Below are 16,289 nucleotides of genomic sequence, written 5' to 3' on the forward strand. Positions count from 1 at the left end.
TAATGGAGTGAGATGTCCATGCTGTAACTTTCCATTAAGGACCAAAAAGAGAAACTAGATTCCGAATCTTGTGTTTAGACAAAGAATATTATTATATAAATATGATAATATCATGGATGCACGACACGGACAACTCCGGTTTCGAAGAATCAAAAAAAACAGCTACCATGACGTTTAGAATTGATGAAAATGTGATCAAGATTTTGAGGTCCGAGTCTAAGAGAAATCAAATTACACTTAATAGCTTAGTGAACCAATTGCTGAAGCGGTATGTAGAGTGGGATATGTATCAACCAAAAGTAGGCCTTATACCGATAGCTAAACCCATAGTCGTTGAATTATTTAACAAAATGAGCAAAGAGGATATTTCAGATATGGCAAAGCGAATCGGAAAAGATGTAGTCCATGATATTGCTTTATTCATGAAAAATAGGATGGATCTTGATTCTTTTCTTTCATGGTTTGAACGACGAATGACTAGCTCCCTTACCGAAACCAATCATACAATTCAGGATGGTTATCATATTTATGTCCTAAAGCATGAGCTTGGTGAAAATTGGTCCTTGTATCACAAGATTGTTATTGAATTAATCTTTAACGAAATATTTAACAAAACTGTAAACGTGACAGTGAGTAGTACTACAATTAGGTTTCGATTCAAGGACTAAATCTGAGTTTGTGATATTCTCTTTATAATAATAATGGTTTTCTCAGATTTCTCTATCGTTAATATAATTTTTAGGCTATTGACCCTGGCCTCATAGTAAAATCTGATGATTTTATGTGGATTAATATACCGATTTAATATCAATTTCAATTTAATTTTAAAAGGCAAATAATTGTCAGTTCTTGCTTTAAGATATAATTTTATATAATTATCTTCCCTAATAATTTTGCATAAATATCTATATATACTTTTTTTAATATACTTAATAAATGTATAACATATTATCAGGAAAGAGAATATTAGCTGCATCAACAGTTATGGCTATCGCGTTCATTTTGGTCATGGGTACATCCTCAATCGCATTTAATGCTTTTGCTACGACCAATGAATTAGATCAAGAAATAGAACAATCTCAATACTCTACACAACTAGGGATTTGTGTCTCTGGAGATGGCACCCTATTTTCATGCAATAATTTGAATATTCAAGCTCAAAGCAATCAAGGTAACAACGCAGCAGCACAAAGTTCAGGCAATGGCGATGGTGACAACGAAGCTGAGCAGGAAATAGAACAAGAGCAATCATCTGAACAAAGCGCTCTTTGCGTATCAGGAAGCGGAACATTCCTATCTTGCAACAATGTAAACGTTCAAGCTCAAAACAATGAAGGTAACAACGCCTTAGCACAAAGTTCAGGCAATGGCGATGGTGACAACGAAGCTGAGCAGGAAATAGAACAAGAGCAATCATCTAACCAAGCTAGCCAGGTTTCATCAGGCGATGATTCAGTTGCATCAGGCAACAATGTAAACGTTCAAGCTCAAAACAATGAAGGTAACAACGCAGCAGCACAAAGTTCAGGCAATGGCGATGGTGACAACGAAGCTGAGCAGGAAATAGAACAAGAGCAATCATCTAACCAAGCTAGCCAGGTTTCATCAGGCGATGATTCAGTTGCATCAGGCAACAATGTAAACGTTCAAGCTCAAAACAATGAAGGTAACAACGCAGCAGCACAAGACTAAATCTGAGCTTAAACTCGTCTAATTACTATTTTTTTATTTTTTATTCTGGTTCCAGTATTCATGTTCTTTAATACCGTTTTGCTGACTCTACTCTGAGATCTATAGGCTTTTTTCTGATCTTTATAGAAATTGATTGTCTACCTACTCTAAATTTAGATGACAATTGAAGCATTTGTATAGGATGCTAGCGTTAGATATCTGAACATTTAAGATTTGAACTACAAATGGTTAGCACTCAGTAATACCACTATCGGATCACTTATGGCGTCGTTGGACAGAAACATCATCATCATTGCCCTTCCGACAATAGCTGTGGAACTTGAATTGTCGTTAATTACCATTGTTTGGATAACTATCGGTTATTGGGTTGTGACTGCTTCTGTTTTACTAACCTTTGGAAGACTGGCAGATATGTTTGGGAGAGTTAAATTGTATAATGTTGGATTCGCATTATTTACACTGGGATCTGCCTTGTGTTGTGTCGCTCAAACAGGCGAACAACTGATAATCTTCCGGGTGATTCAGGGAATTGGAGCAGCGTTTATATTTTCCAACAGCGCTGCGATAATCTCGGATAGTTTTGCGGAATCTGAACGGGGTAAGGCTTTAGGAATAAATCAAATATCTATTGTCGTTGGTTCTGTCATCGGCCTTGTGGTAGGAGGAGTTTTAACTTCTTATTTGGGGTGGAGATCAATATTCTGGATAAATATACCAATAGGCATTTTTGCCACTGTTTGGGCATTCTTAAAACTAAAAGAATTAGGATATGCCAAAAAGGAGAAAATTGATTGGTCGGGTAACTTGGCCATGACATTAGCTCTACTGTTACTGCTCTGTGGAATTACTTTTGGATCATTCCAAATAATCGACCTTTTTTGGACACTGTTTCTATTAACCTTTGGACTAGTTTTATTGGTATTGTTTTACATGATAGAAAAAAAGGTATTGTATCCTATGATTGATTTGACTCTTTTTTGTTCAAAAGTTTTTACTGGAAGTAACATAGCAATTTTTCTTAATTCAATGGCCAGAGGTGCCTTCTCTTTTGTTATTGTGTTTTATTTGCAGGGACCAAGCATGTCCTTATCCCCACTAGAAGCAGGCATCTATTTAATCCCCGTATCATTGGCGTTAGCAATATTTGCCCCCATTGCAGGGTGGCTATATGACAAATATAAATCGCATACCATTTCGATATTAGGTCTTTTAATATCTGCAGTGGGGTTCTTAATGCTAGCAGGTTTAGGAGAGAAGATGTACATTATAGAGGCAATATTGCCATTCACACTGATAGGAGCGGGGATGGGGGTATTCACCTCCCCAAACCGTACTGCAATAATGAATTCTGTTTCTCAAGACAGACGAGGAATCGCAGCTGGAATAAGTACAACGCTTGTTATGGCGGGAAGCGCATTTAGTGTTGCATTAGTTTTTTTAGTTTTTTCTATTTTGCTACCCGCGGATGATATAAACAAGATCTTTTCAGGCTCATTTGATGCAGAAACAGAAAATACATCGCTATCAAAACAGATCATCCTTGAAAGCTTTTTACAATCGTTAAGATATGTCTTTCTGATTTCTGCATTTTTAATGATCGGATCTGCATTGATTCAGTACAAGTTGAAATAAAAAATCTGCATAACAAATTGTTTCAGTATTTATTATTCAATTGTATCTAATGTGACTAACGATCTTTTGGAAATAGTCTAACTATACTATTTATATTGCACTATGCCTATATAGTAGAATAGTGACAGAAAACTTTTCACACCTAGTAGCGATGAATCCAATTTGGCTTGACAAAACTAATTACGGCCTTTTCAGGAATCTTTCTGATATATCTCAAGGGGGAGCAATCTAAATAATCCCTATAGATAGCGATAAAGAAAACCTCGTAATAAACGCCGTAGAGAATGTTAGCAAGGATGTAGTTAACATAGCAAGCGTAAGGATGGTCAAAGATCAGTTATTAAGAATATTTCCTGTACAAGGTGTAGGATCAGGAATCATCATTGACAAAAAAGGCTATATCCTAACAAATAATCATGTGATCGAAAAGTCCAATAAACTGAAAGTGACAACAACGGATGGTAATATTTATGAGGGTGCTGTGGTGGGAACTGATAAGCACACCGATCTAGCGATTATCAAAATTGACTCAAAGGATGCATTATCAGCAGCAGAATTGGGCAATTCAGATCAACTCAAAATAGGGCAGATAGTTATTGCGATTGGGAACCCATTTGGTCTTGATGGAGGACCATCAGTTACGGCTGGAATTATAAGCTCCTTATCCAGGAGATTACAATTTGAAAATGGCATCATGGAATTGATTCAGACGGATGCCTCCATAAATCCAGGGAATTCTGGTGGACCACTGGTCAATACCAAAGCAGAGGTAATTGGAATCAATACGGCTAAAATGCCATATGCTCAGGGGATTGGATTTGCTGTTCCAATTAATGTAGCCAAAACCATAATTGACGAATTGATTAGAAATGGACGTGTAACCAACAGACCCTGGATTGGCATTTTTGCCATCAAGATAGATAAGGAACTAGCGAGTTCCTATAGACTCCCAAGCATTCAAGGAGCTCTTATTGCAGAAATACAACTTGATAGTCCCGCCTATACGGCGGATCTCCGTAAGGGCGATATCATAGAATCAATAGACGGAATCACAATAGTTGATCCCGTCCAGATTTCAAGCTACATTAGAAAGTTATCTATTCGTGATAAAATAATTGTAAAGATAAATAGATATGGCAAAATAATTGAAAAAGAAATCGTGTTGATGCCTTTCCCAACAAGCATTAACTAAATGTCTTGATTATGGATAAGAGAATTGAAACAACCATCCAAACTATTTTCTTCTATCCAATAATAATGGATTCATTAAAAGGGTTATCCGGAAAATTAAAATACTGATGTGACAGCAACGGTGGAAAATCCCTAGCTAGAGATTTTCCTTGAAATTGAATTTTTTCTCCTCTTATTCCTCGTTATGTTCTTTACTTGTTGTCCATCCGCTTCAATTTCTACATCAATCGGCTTTCGTTCTAGGTTTAACTTTGCAACTCTAGGTGTGGCCATTGCAAATTGGATATGGAAACAAGCAAAGGAATTACAAAGCGAACAATGCAATTTATTTTCGCTTATGCGGACTTCAGCTGTCTTATTTTCCTTAAAGTCTTTTATATACAATGTATCCCTAGTACATCCTTCTTCTGATAGAAAGGGTGCATAATGCCTTAAGAACTCGTCTTTTTCTAATATGTCATGAAGTAGTTCGTTTACAAACCCTCCGAAATGTTCATTTACATACGGGTTTCTTTCTCTTTCTCTTCTCCATTTATTTCTTAGTTCTTTTACAATACTAACTCGCAGAGTTATCAATTCTGCCGAATTTGACCTGGGCATATCTGTACACTAAATAGAGTAATGAGATATTTAACTTTACTAACCAGTGTAATATATTACATAATATCCAAATACAGCGTAACTGCCTCTGTCCATTTTCGAATTGAGGTCTCCTAGATGAATATGGAGGAAGTAATTCAAAATCCTATTGAGGCATACCGTTCTATTACTTTTCTTTCTATTTCTTGTTTCTAATACTGCTCTTGTTCATATATACATCCTGTTCAAGTAGAATCTAGAATACTAAGTTAGTCCTAAAATAACATCCTAAGAGAGATTTTATTGGTGTGGAACTCTCATTTTGTATTAATAAAATTATTTTTGATCTGATGGTCTAAACGGATCATCTTACGAAAAATACTGAATTACGAAAAAAAAGAAAGGTTTTAAGAAAATCTCATCATAAATCATGCATAATATTCCTACAAATAAAACGATCAATCAATACACCCTGATGGATAGTATCTTGAATAGGTACATTATCTTTTTAAGTAAAGTGATAATGATATAGTGTGGAGGATTGTTACAAAAATTTGATCGTCTGATGACTAAAGTGTTGGAATGGGAAATGGATTGAAGAGGATCAATTTACAATTTGCAAAGACGTTTTTAGAAAGACGTTTTTAGAAATATCGTTATCTGTTTTCAAATGTTGGGATTATTGATTAGTGATACGAAATCCTCTAGTCAAATCGTTTGCTACTCAAAAACTATTTCAAATTCGCCATTTTCTTGAGCATGATATGGAAATCTTCGTCTGATAACTTGCTTTTAATTTGCATTATTTGTTCGACATCTTTACCGGCCAAATAACGAATCCTGGGGATAGGGTCTTCTATGGCTTTCAATATGATTTCAGCCACAAATCTAGGATCCTGTCCATTTTCGATAAGATTTTTCATTCCTTTTTCCATATTCTGGATAAAATTCCTGTAGGGGGAGTTTGGATCAGTCGCTTTGCGTGCCAATTTAGATGATTTCAAAAAATTAGTCTTGATGATGCCTGGCTCGACAATAATAGTTCGGATGCCAAAAGCTTCAAGCTCATATGACATTGATTCAGTCAGTCCTTCGATCGCAAATTTCGAGCTAGAGTAGGCAGAACTAGTAGCAATTCCAAATCTCCCCAGGCCAGAACTAATATTTACTATGATGCCTGATTTTTGCTGCCTCATAACTGGCAATACCGATTGTGTTGTTCTTATCAGGCCAAAAAAATTTGTTTCGTACAGGGATTTAATTTCATCAATTTCGAGATCCTCAAATGCTCCTGTAAGTCCGTACCTCGCATTATTTACAAGTATATCAATTCGACCAGAACTTTTTGTAATTGATTCAATGGCATTTGAAACTGAATTTTCTTTCGTTACGTCTAGCTGTATTATTGTTAGTGGTAGACTTTCATTGATTGCGATTTCCCTAAGTGGCTTAGCCTTGTCAATATCTCTCATGGTAGCATAAGTTGTGTAACCTGATCTAGCCAACAAAATCGAAGTTTCAAGACCTATTCCACTTGAGCTTCCCGTTACAATAACTACTTTCTGCCTATCCATGATTTACTCATTCTATGAACAAGCTAATAAGTTGTTTATTTGATCTCATATCCAATACGAGATCAAAGATAAATATGCAAAATTTCTGCTCTTCTACTGACCTCTAATGTTAATACTGTGCCTTGTCTAAATTTCTCTCATTGGATGATGGCAAATCAATTAATTTGTGGTAGGTACCAACGCACGAAAAAATTTTTTACAGGTATTAGTCTTATTTTTTCTTCCATCACCTACTAAATAATTTAGAATTGTTATAAATAGAATTTGAATTTTCACGAAAGAAACCCGTCCAAATTTTGACCATAAGGGATGAGTAATTTGCAACATATGGTTGCTTCTGAAAATCTACTTTTGGACTTCTAATCAATCGATACCATGTCACTGAGAATTTCAATTCTTGTAATCCAGTTGTTTTGACCTTTTTGTGGGTATTTATTCCGTAAATACATGCTCTAAATATTTATTTATCCATGGCTTCAAATTTTATTAAGGAGTAAATTTGGGCGACAAGATAAAGTGTTATCATATATTGGTAAAGAAACATAGTGAAGCTTTAGAAATTTTGGAAAAGTTAAACAAGGGAGAAGGTTTTTCAAATTTAGCTAGAGAGTTCTCCATTGATAAAGGGAGTGGAAAGAAAGGGGGAGATCTGGGATTCTTTGGACGCGGGATGATGGTCAAACCATTCGAGGAAGCTGCATTTAAACTCAAAAAGGGCGAGGTTACAGCTGAACCAGTAAAAACAGAATTTGGATATCATATTATAAAAAGGGCCGGTTAAAGTAACTTTTGCATTCTATATAGTTTAGTTTTTTTAATCATATAAAGAACTTGCCGGATTTTGGTTTTGTGATCCTAAAAGCAAGACAATTGATAATTATAGTCTAGATTACGGAACTATTGATTTCTCTTGAATGTGGAATGTTAGTTCTATGTTTGATTGTAGCAGATATCACAAAAGCTGACATTTATTCTAAAATGTCTATTTGCATCATGACAGCAGTCCTACTAGCAAAGATTTCACTCGGGAACAAGAGTAATTATCTTTCTAATAGGGATCATGATGCAAACAAGTAGGATAAATGTAACCGGTAATATAAATTGAGTTTAAATGATTTTAACTTTTGGTACTCTACTTCTTTTTAGATTGATTATCGGATTACTAGAAAAAGGATGGTGTATAAACAAGGGATTATTTTACGTTTGGTTCAGTAAAGTAATACTTGTCCTTCTGTTTCTAATATTGTTGTTTACACTTTTGTGAAATACATGAAATATGAGAAACGATATTGAGGAAGATGATTGTGTTGGACATATCTTGATAAATATAACAAATGATTGATATTTTTTTCGTGCCTAACTAATGATTATAGTATGAAAAACCGGCATTTGGATAACTTTTGTAAGGCTTGATGTGAAATCCTCCGATTCCTGGTAGAATTAGGGGTAGTCAATTTTGATGATAATTAGCATATTTTGATTGCTTGGAACAATTTTATTACCACATGTAGAAGCAACGAAGCTGATTAGCTATGATATAAGCATAATTAGACTTCCATGAACGTGTTATGCGATTTATAGGTACAAGCAACAAGTAGACTGATTTCTGTGAAGTCCTGTATGAGTATGTTCTGGATGATTTTTAAGGCAACTTTCAACTTTCAATATTTTTTTTGAATACTCACATGTAATATTTTTATACTATATTCAATTGACAAAAGAATGTATTTTTTCATAAAAATGAATAATTGACAATCTGAATAGGTCTTTGATTATGGTTTCTTATTTCAATGAATTATCTTGTACGCCCATACAACCCTGCTTTCTTTTTCTATTACGTTGAATCTATATTTTCTGTGATAGATTTTTTCGGCTACCGATTTAGTTGTCTCAAAAATGATGATTCTAATTTTTTGGTTATCTAATTCAAGTGATTTAGATAACCCAATACAAAATTGCAAAATATACCTACCTATACCATAGCATCGATATTCTTGTATTATACCGATCTTGTTTATTAGCAATCCCTTTATGCTGTTGGGGGTATCAAATTTCCCTAGTATGAAAGTTTTATGATTACGTTCCCTCCTTATGTTAGCGAATACTATGGAAAAGAATCCAATCCACTCGCTTTCATACTTTAAAACAAAAATTGCTTCATTATCGTGGGGTTTTTCAGTTCTAATGCGCTGATAATAATCTTGTACATGTAATGGATCCTCGCCATTTGATTGTGCAAAATTTAGATTTGGTAATGGTTGCTCTTGAGCAGAGTATTTGATAAACTTTAGCCTATCTGAATCAAACGGTAGATTTGATATCATTTTTGTGTTTCTCATAAAAGTCAATAGCTTGCTCTAGGAAATCTCGTTCAAATTTGTCTGGATTGCCTTTTACAAGTTCGGAAATCTGAAAGTAATTATCGTCATCCAAAAAAACGTCGTGTAAAATGGATAATGTGTTATTCATGATTATATATTTACATTGTCCTATTAAAATCTCCGTATTAACCAAGTGGTTGTTACTGAAGTCCTTTGAATGACTATTATTAAGCGAGAATGGATCGACTGTACAGTGATAAAATCATTTTTAGATCATATCCATATCTTACACTAATCATCTTTCAACCTTTACTCTGGTCATTTTTGGCCGTATTCATGTAGGGATAAATCTCAATTGGGTTCCATACAGACTAGTCAAACTTTCGATACCCTCATGCCATGTTTATTAAGGGCCAGTTTGGTTTAATACATGTATAGTATATCCTGTCCTGATTTCAGAAAGCCGCAAAAACTTTGCAGATAGTTTCTAAATTAATAGTGCAATTGAAATAAATGGTTTGATTAGAAAGCGAGCATAGAAACAATATTATATTTATTAAATTACAAATTACGTAATTGGGATAGAGAAGAGTGACGATAGAGCTTTCAGTTGGTGGAATAATAAGATATCAATCAACGGAATTCAATAAGGATCATTCCGAATTTCTCCTTTTGAGAAATAAACGGGGATTTTGGGGATTCCCCCAAGGTCACAAAGAAAGGGGCGAAAATGAAATTCAAACGTTGCAGAGAGAAGTACAGGAAGAAACAGGAATAACCGACTTGGAGATCCATCAATATATCGGCAAAATACAATACAAGTATTTTAGAGCCGACGGAATAAGATCTGAAAAAGAAGTCAAATTTTACTTTGCCACAACGCCTGTGAGGGAAGTTGTGATTTCAAATGAGCATGAAGGTTTTAAGTGGACTACTTATCAGGAAGCACTCTCTATGCTTGACCATCGTCAACTAAAATCAATTATTCTAAAGGGAAGAAGACGAGGTCTATACTAGATTATAGAATCCATTAATATCCTACGTAGCATACTCTAAATGTGATGAAAATAATTTTATACTCACGTCTTTTAATTACTAGAGGATATAGATTAAAAGATGGTTTCTGGCAAAAGAATTGTTCTAACTGCTGATCGTAGTTTGATGACTAACTATCGAGGCAACTTTCTTTATGGCTTTATAGCATGTGGTCCATATGAATTAGTCCCCGAATTTGTTTTCGATAAACTGTTTTGTCCAAGCGTCGAGACAGATAAGAATACGGGAGAGGTTAAAGTTGCACAATGTGGATTGCGAAGAATAGAGAGTGCCTTAACAAGAGAATATGATCAAAGTGAGGTATTCTTAGCTCATCCTGAAATGTTGGACAAGTGTATTGGTCCTCAAACTAAAGTGGTTGGTATTAATGTTATGGATCCCTTAGGTATGGCTCCTGTAACAACTACAATGTCACCGGAGAAACTGTCTTACGTGGCTATGAAATTTAAAAAAATGTGTGCATCGATTATTCAGTTAAAGAAAAAATATAATTTCAAAGTTGTGGTAGGCGGTAACGGTTCTTGGGAGTTGGCAAAACCCGAGAGGATGAAAATACACGGAATTGATACTGTGGTTATAGGTGAGGCTGATGAATTAGCATTGGATTTGTTTCATGATTTAGAGGCAGGTGATGCACCAGAATTACTTCACACCTTTGTTCGAAATATTGAAAATATACCAATGATCAAGGGTCCTACAATAAATTCATTGATTGAAGCAATGAGAGGTTGCGGGAGAGGGTGTGATTTTTGTGATGTAAATAAGCGTTCCAAGAAGGATATTCCGCTAGAAAGGTTACAAGAGGAAGCCAAAATCAATATCAAGTATGGGTTTGATTCAATTTGGCTCCAATCAGACGAGATGTTGTTGTATGGCTGTGATAATAAGGATTTTATTCCTAATCAGGATGCTATTCTAGGAGTCTGGAAAGGGTTAAAGTCTGTGGGGGCTAATTTTGTGGGTACTACTCACATGACTTTGTCTGCAGTAGCATCTTCACCTGATCTTATAAAGAGAATATCCCAAGTAAATGACATGGAAAATAATGGTCGCTGGCTTGCAACTAATTTGGGGGTGGAAACTGTTGCACCCCGAATGGTGAAAAAGCATCTTGGGGTGAAAACTAGGCCCTACCAACCTGAAGAGTGGGGGGCAGTAGTGCGAGAAGGTTGCAAGATTCTAAATCAAAACCATTGGTTTCCAGCATTGACGCTTATAATCGGATGGCCAGACGAAACACCAGACGAAACGCAATATACTATAGATTTAATCCAAGATTTCAAACAAATGAACATGCGAGGTTTAGTAGCTCCATTATTATATCAAGACTTTTCAGAAAAGAACTCGATGCATTTTGGTAATCTCAATGAATCTCAGTTTGCTCTATTTTGGACTTGCTGGCAACATAACCTCCGGGTAATTAGTGATATTATACCAATTATTATTCGAAATAAATCATACGGACCGGCTATGAAGGTGTTTATGGCACTCTTGATCAAGTTTGGTACATGGGCGATCATGAGATACCTGCGAGGCTTGTCTAAAGGATTGTTTGACGGCAAACCCGCAGAGGATATTGTTGCAAAATACGTGAGACCGCGATCGGTAACAGCTCCTATGCCGCCAAAACTTTAAATTCTTTATTAATGGTTTCGTGCTTTTGAAAATCAAAAGTAAAGGATTTCTTGAAGTTTATATTTTTTTATTGATTAATAAACTAAATTTTTATTTCTCTCCCATTATCTAGCTTAACTGACTGATAGCTGCATCTGCTATGGTATCGCGTCTAGGAGAGATAACAATAAAATAATTCTTGTCTGCTCTTTCCATAACGCTAACTAGTTTATGTTTCTTTGCAGAAATATCAAACTCGTACATACCTTGGTCCATTTTTCCCTTTGTATAGATCATTAGTAACGTTTCGCCTGATAGTGGAGTAATCGGTACCATAGAAAAAACATATCCTTTGTACGAACTGATCGGAAGTATTTGTTTCATATAAGGGGCTACCGAGACTAGATAAACCAATACATCCTCAATGGTTTCAAATTCTTCAAATTCAAATTTCATTTATGTAAAGTATTTGAACTGAGGTTAAATAAACTTTAAAAATTAAAAATGGATTTAGCCGTAAGATTCGAATTTCACATCGAACGTTCCATCCTTTCTCTTGTTTCTTTCTGTCACAAATCCCTTGGGAACCAAGGAATCTAACACTCCATCTACAGTCCCCTGCCATCCACAAACATAAAAGGAAGTGTTTTCTGGAGTTATTTTTTCACCAACAAGTTCTTCTAATGGTGATTTATCATGTCCAGGTTTTGGTCTCAAGAATGTCTCCACTCTTCCTTTATGTCCATTCCATGATCTATTAAACCATTCTTGTGGTCTACTAATGCTTGCTCGATATCGAAAGTTCCATTCATTTTCACCTTTGTCTAAACTTTCCTCTTCTAATTCTGTCAATAATTCCCGATAGCTAAGTTCATCTACATAACTTGCTCCGTGTAATACTATTATTTGCCTCTTGCTTCTCTTGTATTTTAGATGTAAGGAATACGAGATAAAGGGTGCCAGACCTGTTCCTCCGCCTATCAAAACTAGTCTTCTATTATCTGGACTACCGTCGGGCATTTTTTCATTTATGGTGAATATTCCAGTAGGTTTTACCCAACTAATTTCATCTCCCTCTTTCTTATTAAACAATTCGGTAGTAAGCCTACCTGGTAGTGGCTTTTTTACCCAACGGACAATGAGTTCAAAATATTTTTTTTGTTCTGGAGGAGATGCTATTGAATAAGCTCTTCGAATAACTTTACCCTCTTTTGGTACATGTAATCCCAGAGTCACAAACTGCCCGGGCTTAAAGTCAGGAACCTGACCTTCATTTGGTTTTATATGAAAAATCGCAAGATCTTCCTTTAAAACTCTTATATAAGAAATCGTTGCCTTATTATCAACTACCATAATAATGTGTGTTTTAACCCAAGTTAGTTAAATATTTTGTTTTACTGTTCATATGCCGAGTAGGTTACAGTAAAAGAAATCTGAAGGTTTATTGCAATCCTATTATCAAAGATCGATATTAAGATTTAGTTGAATTTTTTTATTATATTGTAATATGGTGAGCCTTTGTGTCTTTCAATACATTTCTGACAAAGTGACTTTTCTCCATACTTTTTATGACAAGGACAATCACATATGGAACTGATATTAGCGCCCAAATATTATTATAGTACGCGTTACTGAACCATATAAATTATTATTGTATGTCAAATAAGAGATGCCTCAGCTACATTTGGAAATAATTAATCCAGTGCTAACTTACCTGCATGTTATACACACCCTGCGAAAAAATCTTTTTGTGATCTTGTTAACCTAGAATTGTATATATATTTAGTTTAGAATTCAAGTAAGTTATAATTTGTCCAATTCATTTTATCTTTTTACATCTCAAATTATTCTATCCACAGGACCATGCGATAGACTGTTAGAGTATGATGGAATTACTTCAAATAGGCTAGTGTTACGAGAACATACAGGAAAATTAATACTGAGCTGCAAAAATGTTCCGACACTAAAGGAAAAAATCTGTGGATTGGGGAATTCTATTACAATTATCAAGAATTTAGATGAATATCAATACCTAATATGCAAATATATTCCAAATCTGAGTGATAAGAGTATTTTCAAGTTCAAATTTCAAAAGATTCGTTTACTAATCTTTTTGTTTATCCATAAATTTACAAAGACTCTTGTTCAAAAAAATCATCAAATATCTGATATATTAGATAGATTAAACAAATCGGGGAACAATATACTTAAAGAAACCTCTGAATTGATCCAGGTCTATAGGGAAGCCTCAAATACAAAAGGTTTCGATATTGATAAATCAAAGGATATCGAATCTCAGATTAATCTAAATAACGATCACTTTGTTTATTTCGACCACACCGAAAGTGAAATCAATAAGATACTTTTTAGAATTTATAGTCTTGATCCTGATAAGGTAGGATTACGAAAGCACCATGATTATGACAAAGACAAATACGATGATGAAGATGACTATCAAATGGATAGAAATGAATATACTATTTATTGATTGATTTAAAGTATTCTAGGACTTCTTCTGAATGGCCTTTTGGCTTTACTTTCTCGTAAATTTTTGATATTTTTCCATTTGTGTCTATGAGAAATGTAGATCTGTTGACTCCATAGTATTCTTTACCCATAAATTTTTTTAATCCGTAGACTCCATACTTTTTTGCAATTTCATTTCGAGTATCTGAAGCAAGCATATACGGAATTTTCATTTTTTCACGAAATTTTACATGTGATTCATTGGTATCGGGACTAATTCCTATTATTTCGATATTATCATTCCTGAACAAATTGTAGTCTCTACTAAACTCCTCAGCTTCTATGGTGCATCCAGGTGTAAAGTCCTTCGGATAAAAGTATACTACTATTCTTTTTTTCCCTATCAAATCTGAAAGATGAAATGTTTTGCCTTGATGATCCTGGAATTCAAAATCGTGGGCAGTATCTCCTATTTTAGCTATTTCGTTTTCTCCATGAATATCTTTTTTAGCTTCCATTCTAACGGCAATTACTTAACATTAAACTCTTATTTAATCATCTAAGAGACACAAACAAATAAGATTTATGCCTACCCAAAAACAAAAGTGTAGAAATAGAAATTGTCTGTTGATGGTAGTATCTCTAGCTTGTGGGTTTCTCGATTTTTAGTTTTAACAACATTCATCATAAATGGCCAGGTAATGTCTACCGAACTAATTCCGTCAACTAGTTTGGAATGATATCCTATTTGATTTTCCTCTAAATATTTACCATCAAGTAAGATCTCTGCCTTGGCCGGTTTTCCATCTGTAGAGCCTGTTATGATATTTACATTTGAAGCAGAGTTATATCTAAAAGTAATAGATGGGTTCTTATCCTTGTGCTCGAATGAAGCGTATATACCTTCTTTTCCCCAGAACCATTTCCCTTTCAAATAAACAACATTGTCCATGATTTGGGTGGGTTCGTTGAAAATATTATATTCTTCAACCTTTACCTTTTGATTATTTCCAAACCTTCTGAGTCTAGAGTACCCTACACATATTTCGGGCGCCATCCCTGGAAAGTGCATTCCGTACATTCTAACTATCTTATTCTGTTCGTTACCCGATTGGGGTTCATGTTCTTGTTCATTTTTGTATTGGCCTGTGAAATCATTAAGATCGGGCTGTCTTACTTGTTTAGAATTGGTTTCTTGGGTCGTCTTTGGAGGTAGTTCCAGTAAATCTAAAATTGCTTCCTCAAAATCCTCAATAGTTCCATATCCTGGGTGTTCATACCTTACAAATCCATCTTTGTCTATAAGAATATGTTTTGGCCAATATGAATTTCCATATGCCTCCCAGGTCTTGTTGGTAATGTCAAAACCGGTTATAGTGTTCTTTAAATCGTAAGTTTCTAGTGCCTTGAGTATGTTTTCCTCTTTTCTTGCAAATTCATACTCTGAAGAATGTATGCCAATTACCTCTAGTCCATCTTTTTCATATTTTTTTTTCAACAGCTCTATAGTTGGGATTGTTCTTAAGCAAAATATACAAGTATAGGTCCAAAAATCAAGCAATATTACCTTACCCTTTAATTCTCTAATGGAATGCATCTTATTGTCATTCCATTTTTTGATTTCTTTATATTCTGGAGCAGGGGTTGCGGGAATAATATTCATAAATCATACAAAGTACCTGCCTGCTTGTAATTTATTCCTATTTTATTACTGAAAATACAGATAAATGGGATTCTTGATGCGGGAGATGGGATTTGAACCCACGAACCCCTAAGGGATAAGGCCCTCAACCTTACGCCTTTGGCCAAGCTGGGCGACTCCCGCTTTAAAGAACTATTATTAGACCTATAATTTGAATATTCCCACCGCTTTGACTAGGGTCTTATTGAATGATTTTTATAAAGGATTTCTTTCATTTATGATGTGCTTGTTCCAGTAAGATGCTTTACATGCGGAAAACTTATAGCCAATATTTATAATGAATTTCTGACACGGGTAAAACAAGGCGAAGAACCAAACAAAGTGATGGATTCCTTAAAAATCACTAGATATTGTTGTAGGAGAATGTTTGTTTCAAGTGTCGAAACCATATATCAAGTCATACCTTATTATGAGGCCCTCAGAAAAAGACGGGCGGAGATACAATCTGAAATGGAATGATAT

At 34.9% G+C, this 16,289-nt stretch carries 18 protein-coding genes and 1 tRNA gene; 10 read left to right on the forward strand and 9 right to left on the reverse strand.

Annotated features, from left to right (window positions below):
- Positions 1–101: 101 nt before the first annotated feature.
- From NFRAN_RS11980 to NFRAN_RS11995, 4 genes are all read left to right on the forward strand, one after another.
- Complete coding sequence (locus NFRAN_RS11980) at positions 102–668, forward strand: hypothetical protein (RefSeq protein WP_232038014.1); 567 nt, start codon at positions 102–104, stop codon at positions 666–668.
- 268 nt (positions 669–936) lie between these two features.
- Positions 937–1,692: a hypothetical protein gene (locus tag NFRAN_RS11985; protein ID WP_134485196.1), complete on the forward strand. Its 756-nt coding sequence runs from the start codon at positions 937–939 to the stop codon at positions 1,690–1,692.
- Positions 1,693–1,905: 213 nt separating this feature from the next.
- Positions 1,906–3,324, forward strand: coding sequence for an MFS transporter (locus tag NFRAN_RS11990; protein WP_134485197.1), 1,419 nt, complete (start codon positions 1,906–1,908; stop codon positions 3,322–3,324).
- Between the two features lie 322 nt (positions 3,325–3,646).
- Entirely contained in the window at positions 3,647–4,516 is an 870-nt protein-coding gene (locus NFRAN_RS11995) for a S1C family serine protease (protein WP_232038015.1), read from the forward strand.
- A gap of 131 nt (positions 4,517–4,647) precedes the next feature.
- Here NFRAN_RS11995 and NFRAN_RS12000 read toward each other — a convergent pair whose 3' ends face one another.
- Both NFRAN_RS12000 and NFRAN_RS12005 read right to left on the reverse strand, forming a co-directional pair.
- Positions 4,648–5,115 (reverse strand): hypothetical protein, encoded by a 468-nt coding sequence (locus NFRAN_RS12000; protein ID WP_134485199.1) that lies wholly within the window; start codon positions 5,113–5,115, stop codon positions 4,648–4,650.
- A 710-nt stretch (positions 5,116–5,825) separates the two neighbouring features.
- Positions 5,826–6,668: an SDR family oxidoreductase gene (locus NFRAN_RS12005; RefSeq protein ID WP_134485200.1), complete on the reverse strand. Its 843-nt coding sequence runs from the start codon at positions 6,666–6,668 to the stop codon at positions 5,826–5,828.
- 499 nt (positions 6,669–7,167) lie between these two features.
- On the opposite strand from NFRAN_RS12005, the gene NFRAN_RS12010 reads away from it, so the two are divergent.
- Together NFRAN_RS12010 and NFRAN_RS14030 are read left to right on the forward strand one after the other, a co-directional pair.
- Positions 7,168–7,449: a peptidylprolyl isomerase gene (locus tag NFRAN_RS12010; protein WP_134485201.1), complete on the forward strand. Its 282-nt coding sequence runs from the start codon at positions 7,168–7,170 to the stop codon at positions 7,447–7,449.
- A 155-nt stretch (positions 7,450–7,604) separates the two neighbouring features.
- Entirely contained in the window at positions 7,605–7,745 is a 141-nt protein-coding gene (locus tag NFRAN_RS14030; protein WP_172602336.1) for a hypothetical protein, read from the forward strand.
- A 710-nt stretch (positions 7,746–8,455) separates the two neighbouring features.
- Here NFRAN_RS14030 and NFRAN_RS12015 read toward each other — a convergent pair.
- Entirely contained in the window at positions 8,456–8,992 is a 537-nt protein-coding gene (locus NFRAN_RS12015; protein ID WP_134485202.1) for a hypothetical protein, read from the reverse strand.
- Entirely contained in the window at positions 8,970–9,137 is a 168-nt protein-coding gene (locus tag NFRAN_RS14035) for a hypothetical protein (RefSeq protein ID WP_172602337.1), read from the reverse strand. The genes NFRAN_RS12015 and NFRAN_RS14035 overlap by 23 nt, the downstream gene beginning before the upstream one ends.
- A gap of 443 nt (positions 9,138–9,580) precedes the next feature.
- On the opposite strand from NFRAN_RS14035, the gene NFRAN_RS12020 reads away from it, so the two are divergent.
- The gene (locus NFRAN_RS12020) at positions 9,581–10,006 is read left to right on the forward strand and encodes an NUDIX domain-containing protein (protein WP_134485203.1); all 426 of its coding nucleotides are present in this window, start codon (positions 9,581–9,583) and stop codon (positions 10,004–10,006) included.
- Positions 10,007–10,150: 144 nt separating this feature from the next.
- A complete protein-coding gene (locus NFRAN_RS12025; RefSeq protein ID WP_134485863.1) occupies positions 10,151–11,680 on the forward strand; it encodes a B12-binding domain-containing radical SAM protein in 1,530 nt (509 codons plus the stop codon).
- A 108-nt stretch (positions 11,681–11,788) separates the two neighbouring features.
- On the opposite strand, the gene NFRAN_RS12030 is transcribed toward NFRAN_RS12025, so the two are convergent.
- Both NFRAN_RS12030 and NFRAN_RS12035 read right to left on the reverse strand, forming a co-directional pair.
- Positions 11,789–12,115 carry a hypothetical protein gene (locus NFRAN_RS12030; protein ID WP_134485204.1) on the reverse strand — a complete coding sequence of 109 codons (327 nt, stop codon included), beginning with the start codon at positions 12,113–12,115 and terminating at the stop codon, positions 11,789–11,791.
- 54 nt (positions 12,116–12,169) lie between these two features.
- Positions 12,170–13,012 carry an FAD-binding oxidoreductase gene (locus tag NFRAN_RS12035; RefSeq protein ID WP_134485205.1) on the reverse strand — a complete coding sequence of 281 codons (843 nt, stop codon included), beginning with the start codon at positions 13,010–13,012 and terminating at the stop codon, positions 12,170–12,172.
- Positions 13,013–13,469: 457 nt separating this feature from the next.
- Here NFRAN_RS12035 and NFRAN_RS12040 point away from each other — a divergent pair, with 457 nt between their 5' ends.
- Positions 13,470–14,147 carry a hypothetical protein gene (locus NFRAN_RS12040; protein ID WP_134485206.1) on the forward strand — a complete coding sequence of 226 codons (678 nt, stop codon included), beginning with the start codon at positions 13,470–13,472 and terminating at the stop codon, positions 14,145–14,147.
- Here NFRAN_RS12040 and bcp read toward each other — a convergent pair.
- From bcp to NFRAN_RS12055, 3 genes are all read right to left on the reverse strand, one after another.
- On the reverse strand, positions 14,137–14,643 hold the full coding sequence (gene bcp / locus NFRAN_RS12045) for a thioredoxin-dependent thiol peroxidase (protein ID WP_134485207.1): 507 nt from the start codon (positions 14,641–14,643) through the stop codon (positions 14,137–14,139). The genes NFRAN_RS12040 and bcp overlap by 11 nt on opposite strands.
- Before the next feature lie 71 nt (positions 14,644–14,714).
- Positions 14,715–15,788: a redoxin family protein gene (locus NFRAN_RS12050; protein ID WP_134485208.1), complete on the reverse strand. Its 1,074-nt coding sequence runs from the start codon at positions 15,786–15,788 to the stop codon at positions 14,715–14,717.
- A gap of 77 nt (positions 15,789–15,865) precedes the next feature.
- Positions 15,866–15,950: transfer RNA gene (locus tag NFRAN_RS12055), tRNA-Leu, on the reverse strand.
- Between the two features lie 99 nt (positions 15,951–16,049).
- On the opposite strand from NFRAN_RS12055, the gene NFRAN_RS12060 reads away from it, so the two are divergent.
- Positions 16,050–16,286: a DNA-directed RNA polymerase subunit N gene (locus NFRAN_RS12060; RefSeq protein ID WP_134485209.1), complete on the forward strand. Its 237-nt coding sequence runs from the start codon at positions 16,050–16,052 to the stop codon at positions 16,284–16,286.
- Positions 16,287–16,289 lie beyond the last annotated feature (3 nt).

This window comes from Candidatus Nitrosocosmicus franklandus, assembly GCF_900696045.1.
Taxonomy (GTDB): domain Archaea; phylum Thermoproteota; class Nitrososphaeria; order Nitrososphaerales; family Nitrososphaeraceae; genus Nitrosocosmicus; species Nitrosocosmicus franklandus_A.

Excerpts from the sequence above, each read along its gene's own strand:
- NFRAN_RS11980 (WP_232038014.1), top strand. The coding sequence starts at position 102 with ATGATAATATCATGGATGCACGACACGGACAACTCCGGTTTCGAAGAA.
- NFRAN_RS12050 (WP_134485208.1), bottom strand. The coding sequence starts at position 15,788 with ATGAATATTATTCCCGCAACCCCTGCTCCAGAATATAAAGAAATCAAA.
- NFRAN_RS11995 (WP_232038015.1), top strand. The coding sequence starts at position 3,647 with ATGGTCAAAGATCAGTTATTAAGAATATTTCCTGTACAAGGTGTAGGA.
- NFRAN_RS12025 (WP_134485863.1), top strand. The coding sequence starts at position 10,151 with ATGACTAACTATCGAGGCAACTTTCTTTATGGCTTTATAGCATGTGGT.
- NFRAN_RS12030 (WP_134485204.1), bottom strand. The coding sequence starts at position 12,115 with ATGAAATTTGAATTTGAAGAATTTGAAACCATTGAGGATGTATTGGTT.
- NFRAN_RS12005 (WP_134485200.1), bottom strand. The coding sequence starts at position 6,668 with ATGGATAGGCAGAAAGTAGTTATTGTAACGGGAAGCTCAAGTGGAATA.
- bcp (WP_134485207.1), bottom strand. The coding sequence starts at position 14,643 with ATGGAAGCTAAAAAAGATATTCATGGAGAAAACGAAATAGCTAAAATA.
- NFRAN_RS14035 (WP_172602337.1), bottom strand. The coding sequence starts at position 9,137 with ATGAATAACACATTATCCATTTTACACGACGTTTTTTTGGATGACGAT.
- NFRAN_RS12015 (WP_134485202.1), bottom strand. The coding sequence starts at position 8,992 with ATGATATCAAATCTACCGTTTGATTCAGATAGGCTAAAGTTTATCAAA.
- NFRAN_RS11985 (WP_134485196.1), top strand. The coding sequence starts at position 937 with ATGTATAACATATTATCAGGAAAGAGAATATTAGCTGCATCAACAGTT.
- NFRAN_RS12000 (WP_134485199.1), bottom strand. The coding sequence starts at position 5,115 with ATGCCCAGGTCAAATTCGGCAGAATTGATAACTCTGCGAGTTAGTATT.
- NFRAN_RS12035 (WP_134485205.1), bottom strand. The coding sequence starts at position 13,012 with ATGGTAGTTGATAATAAGGCAACGATTTCTTATATAAGAGTTTTAAAG.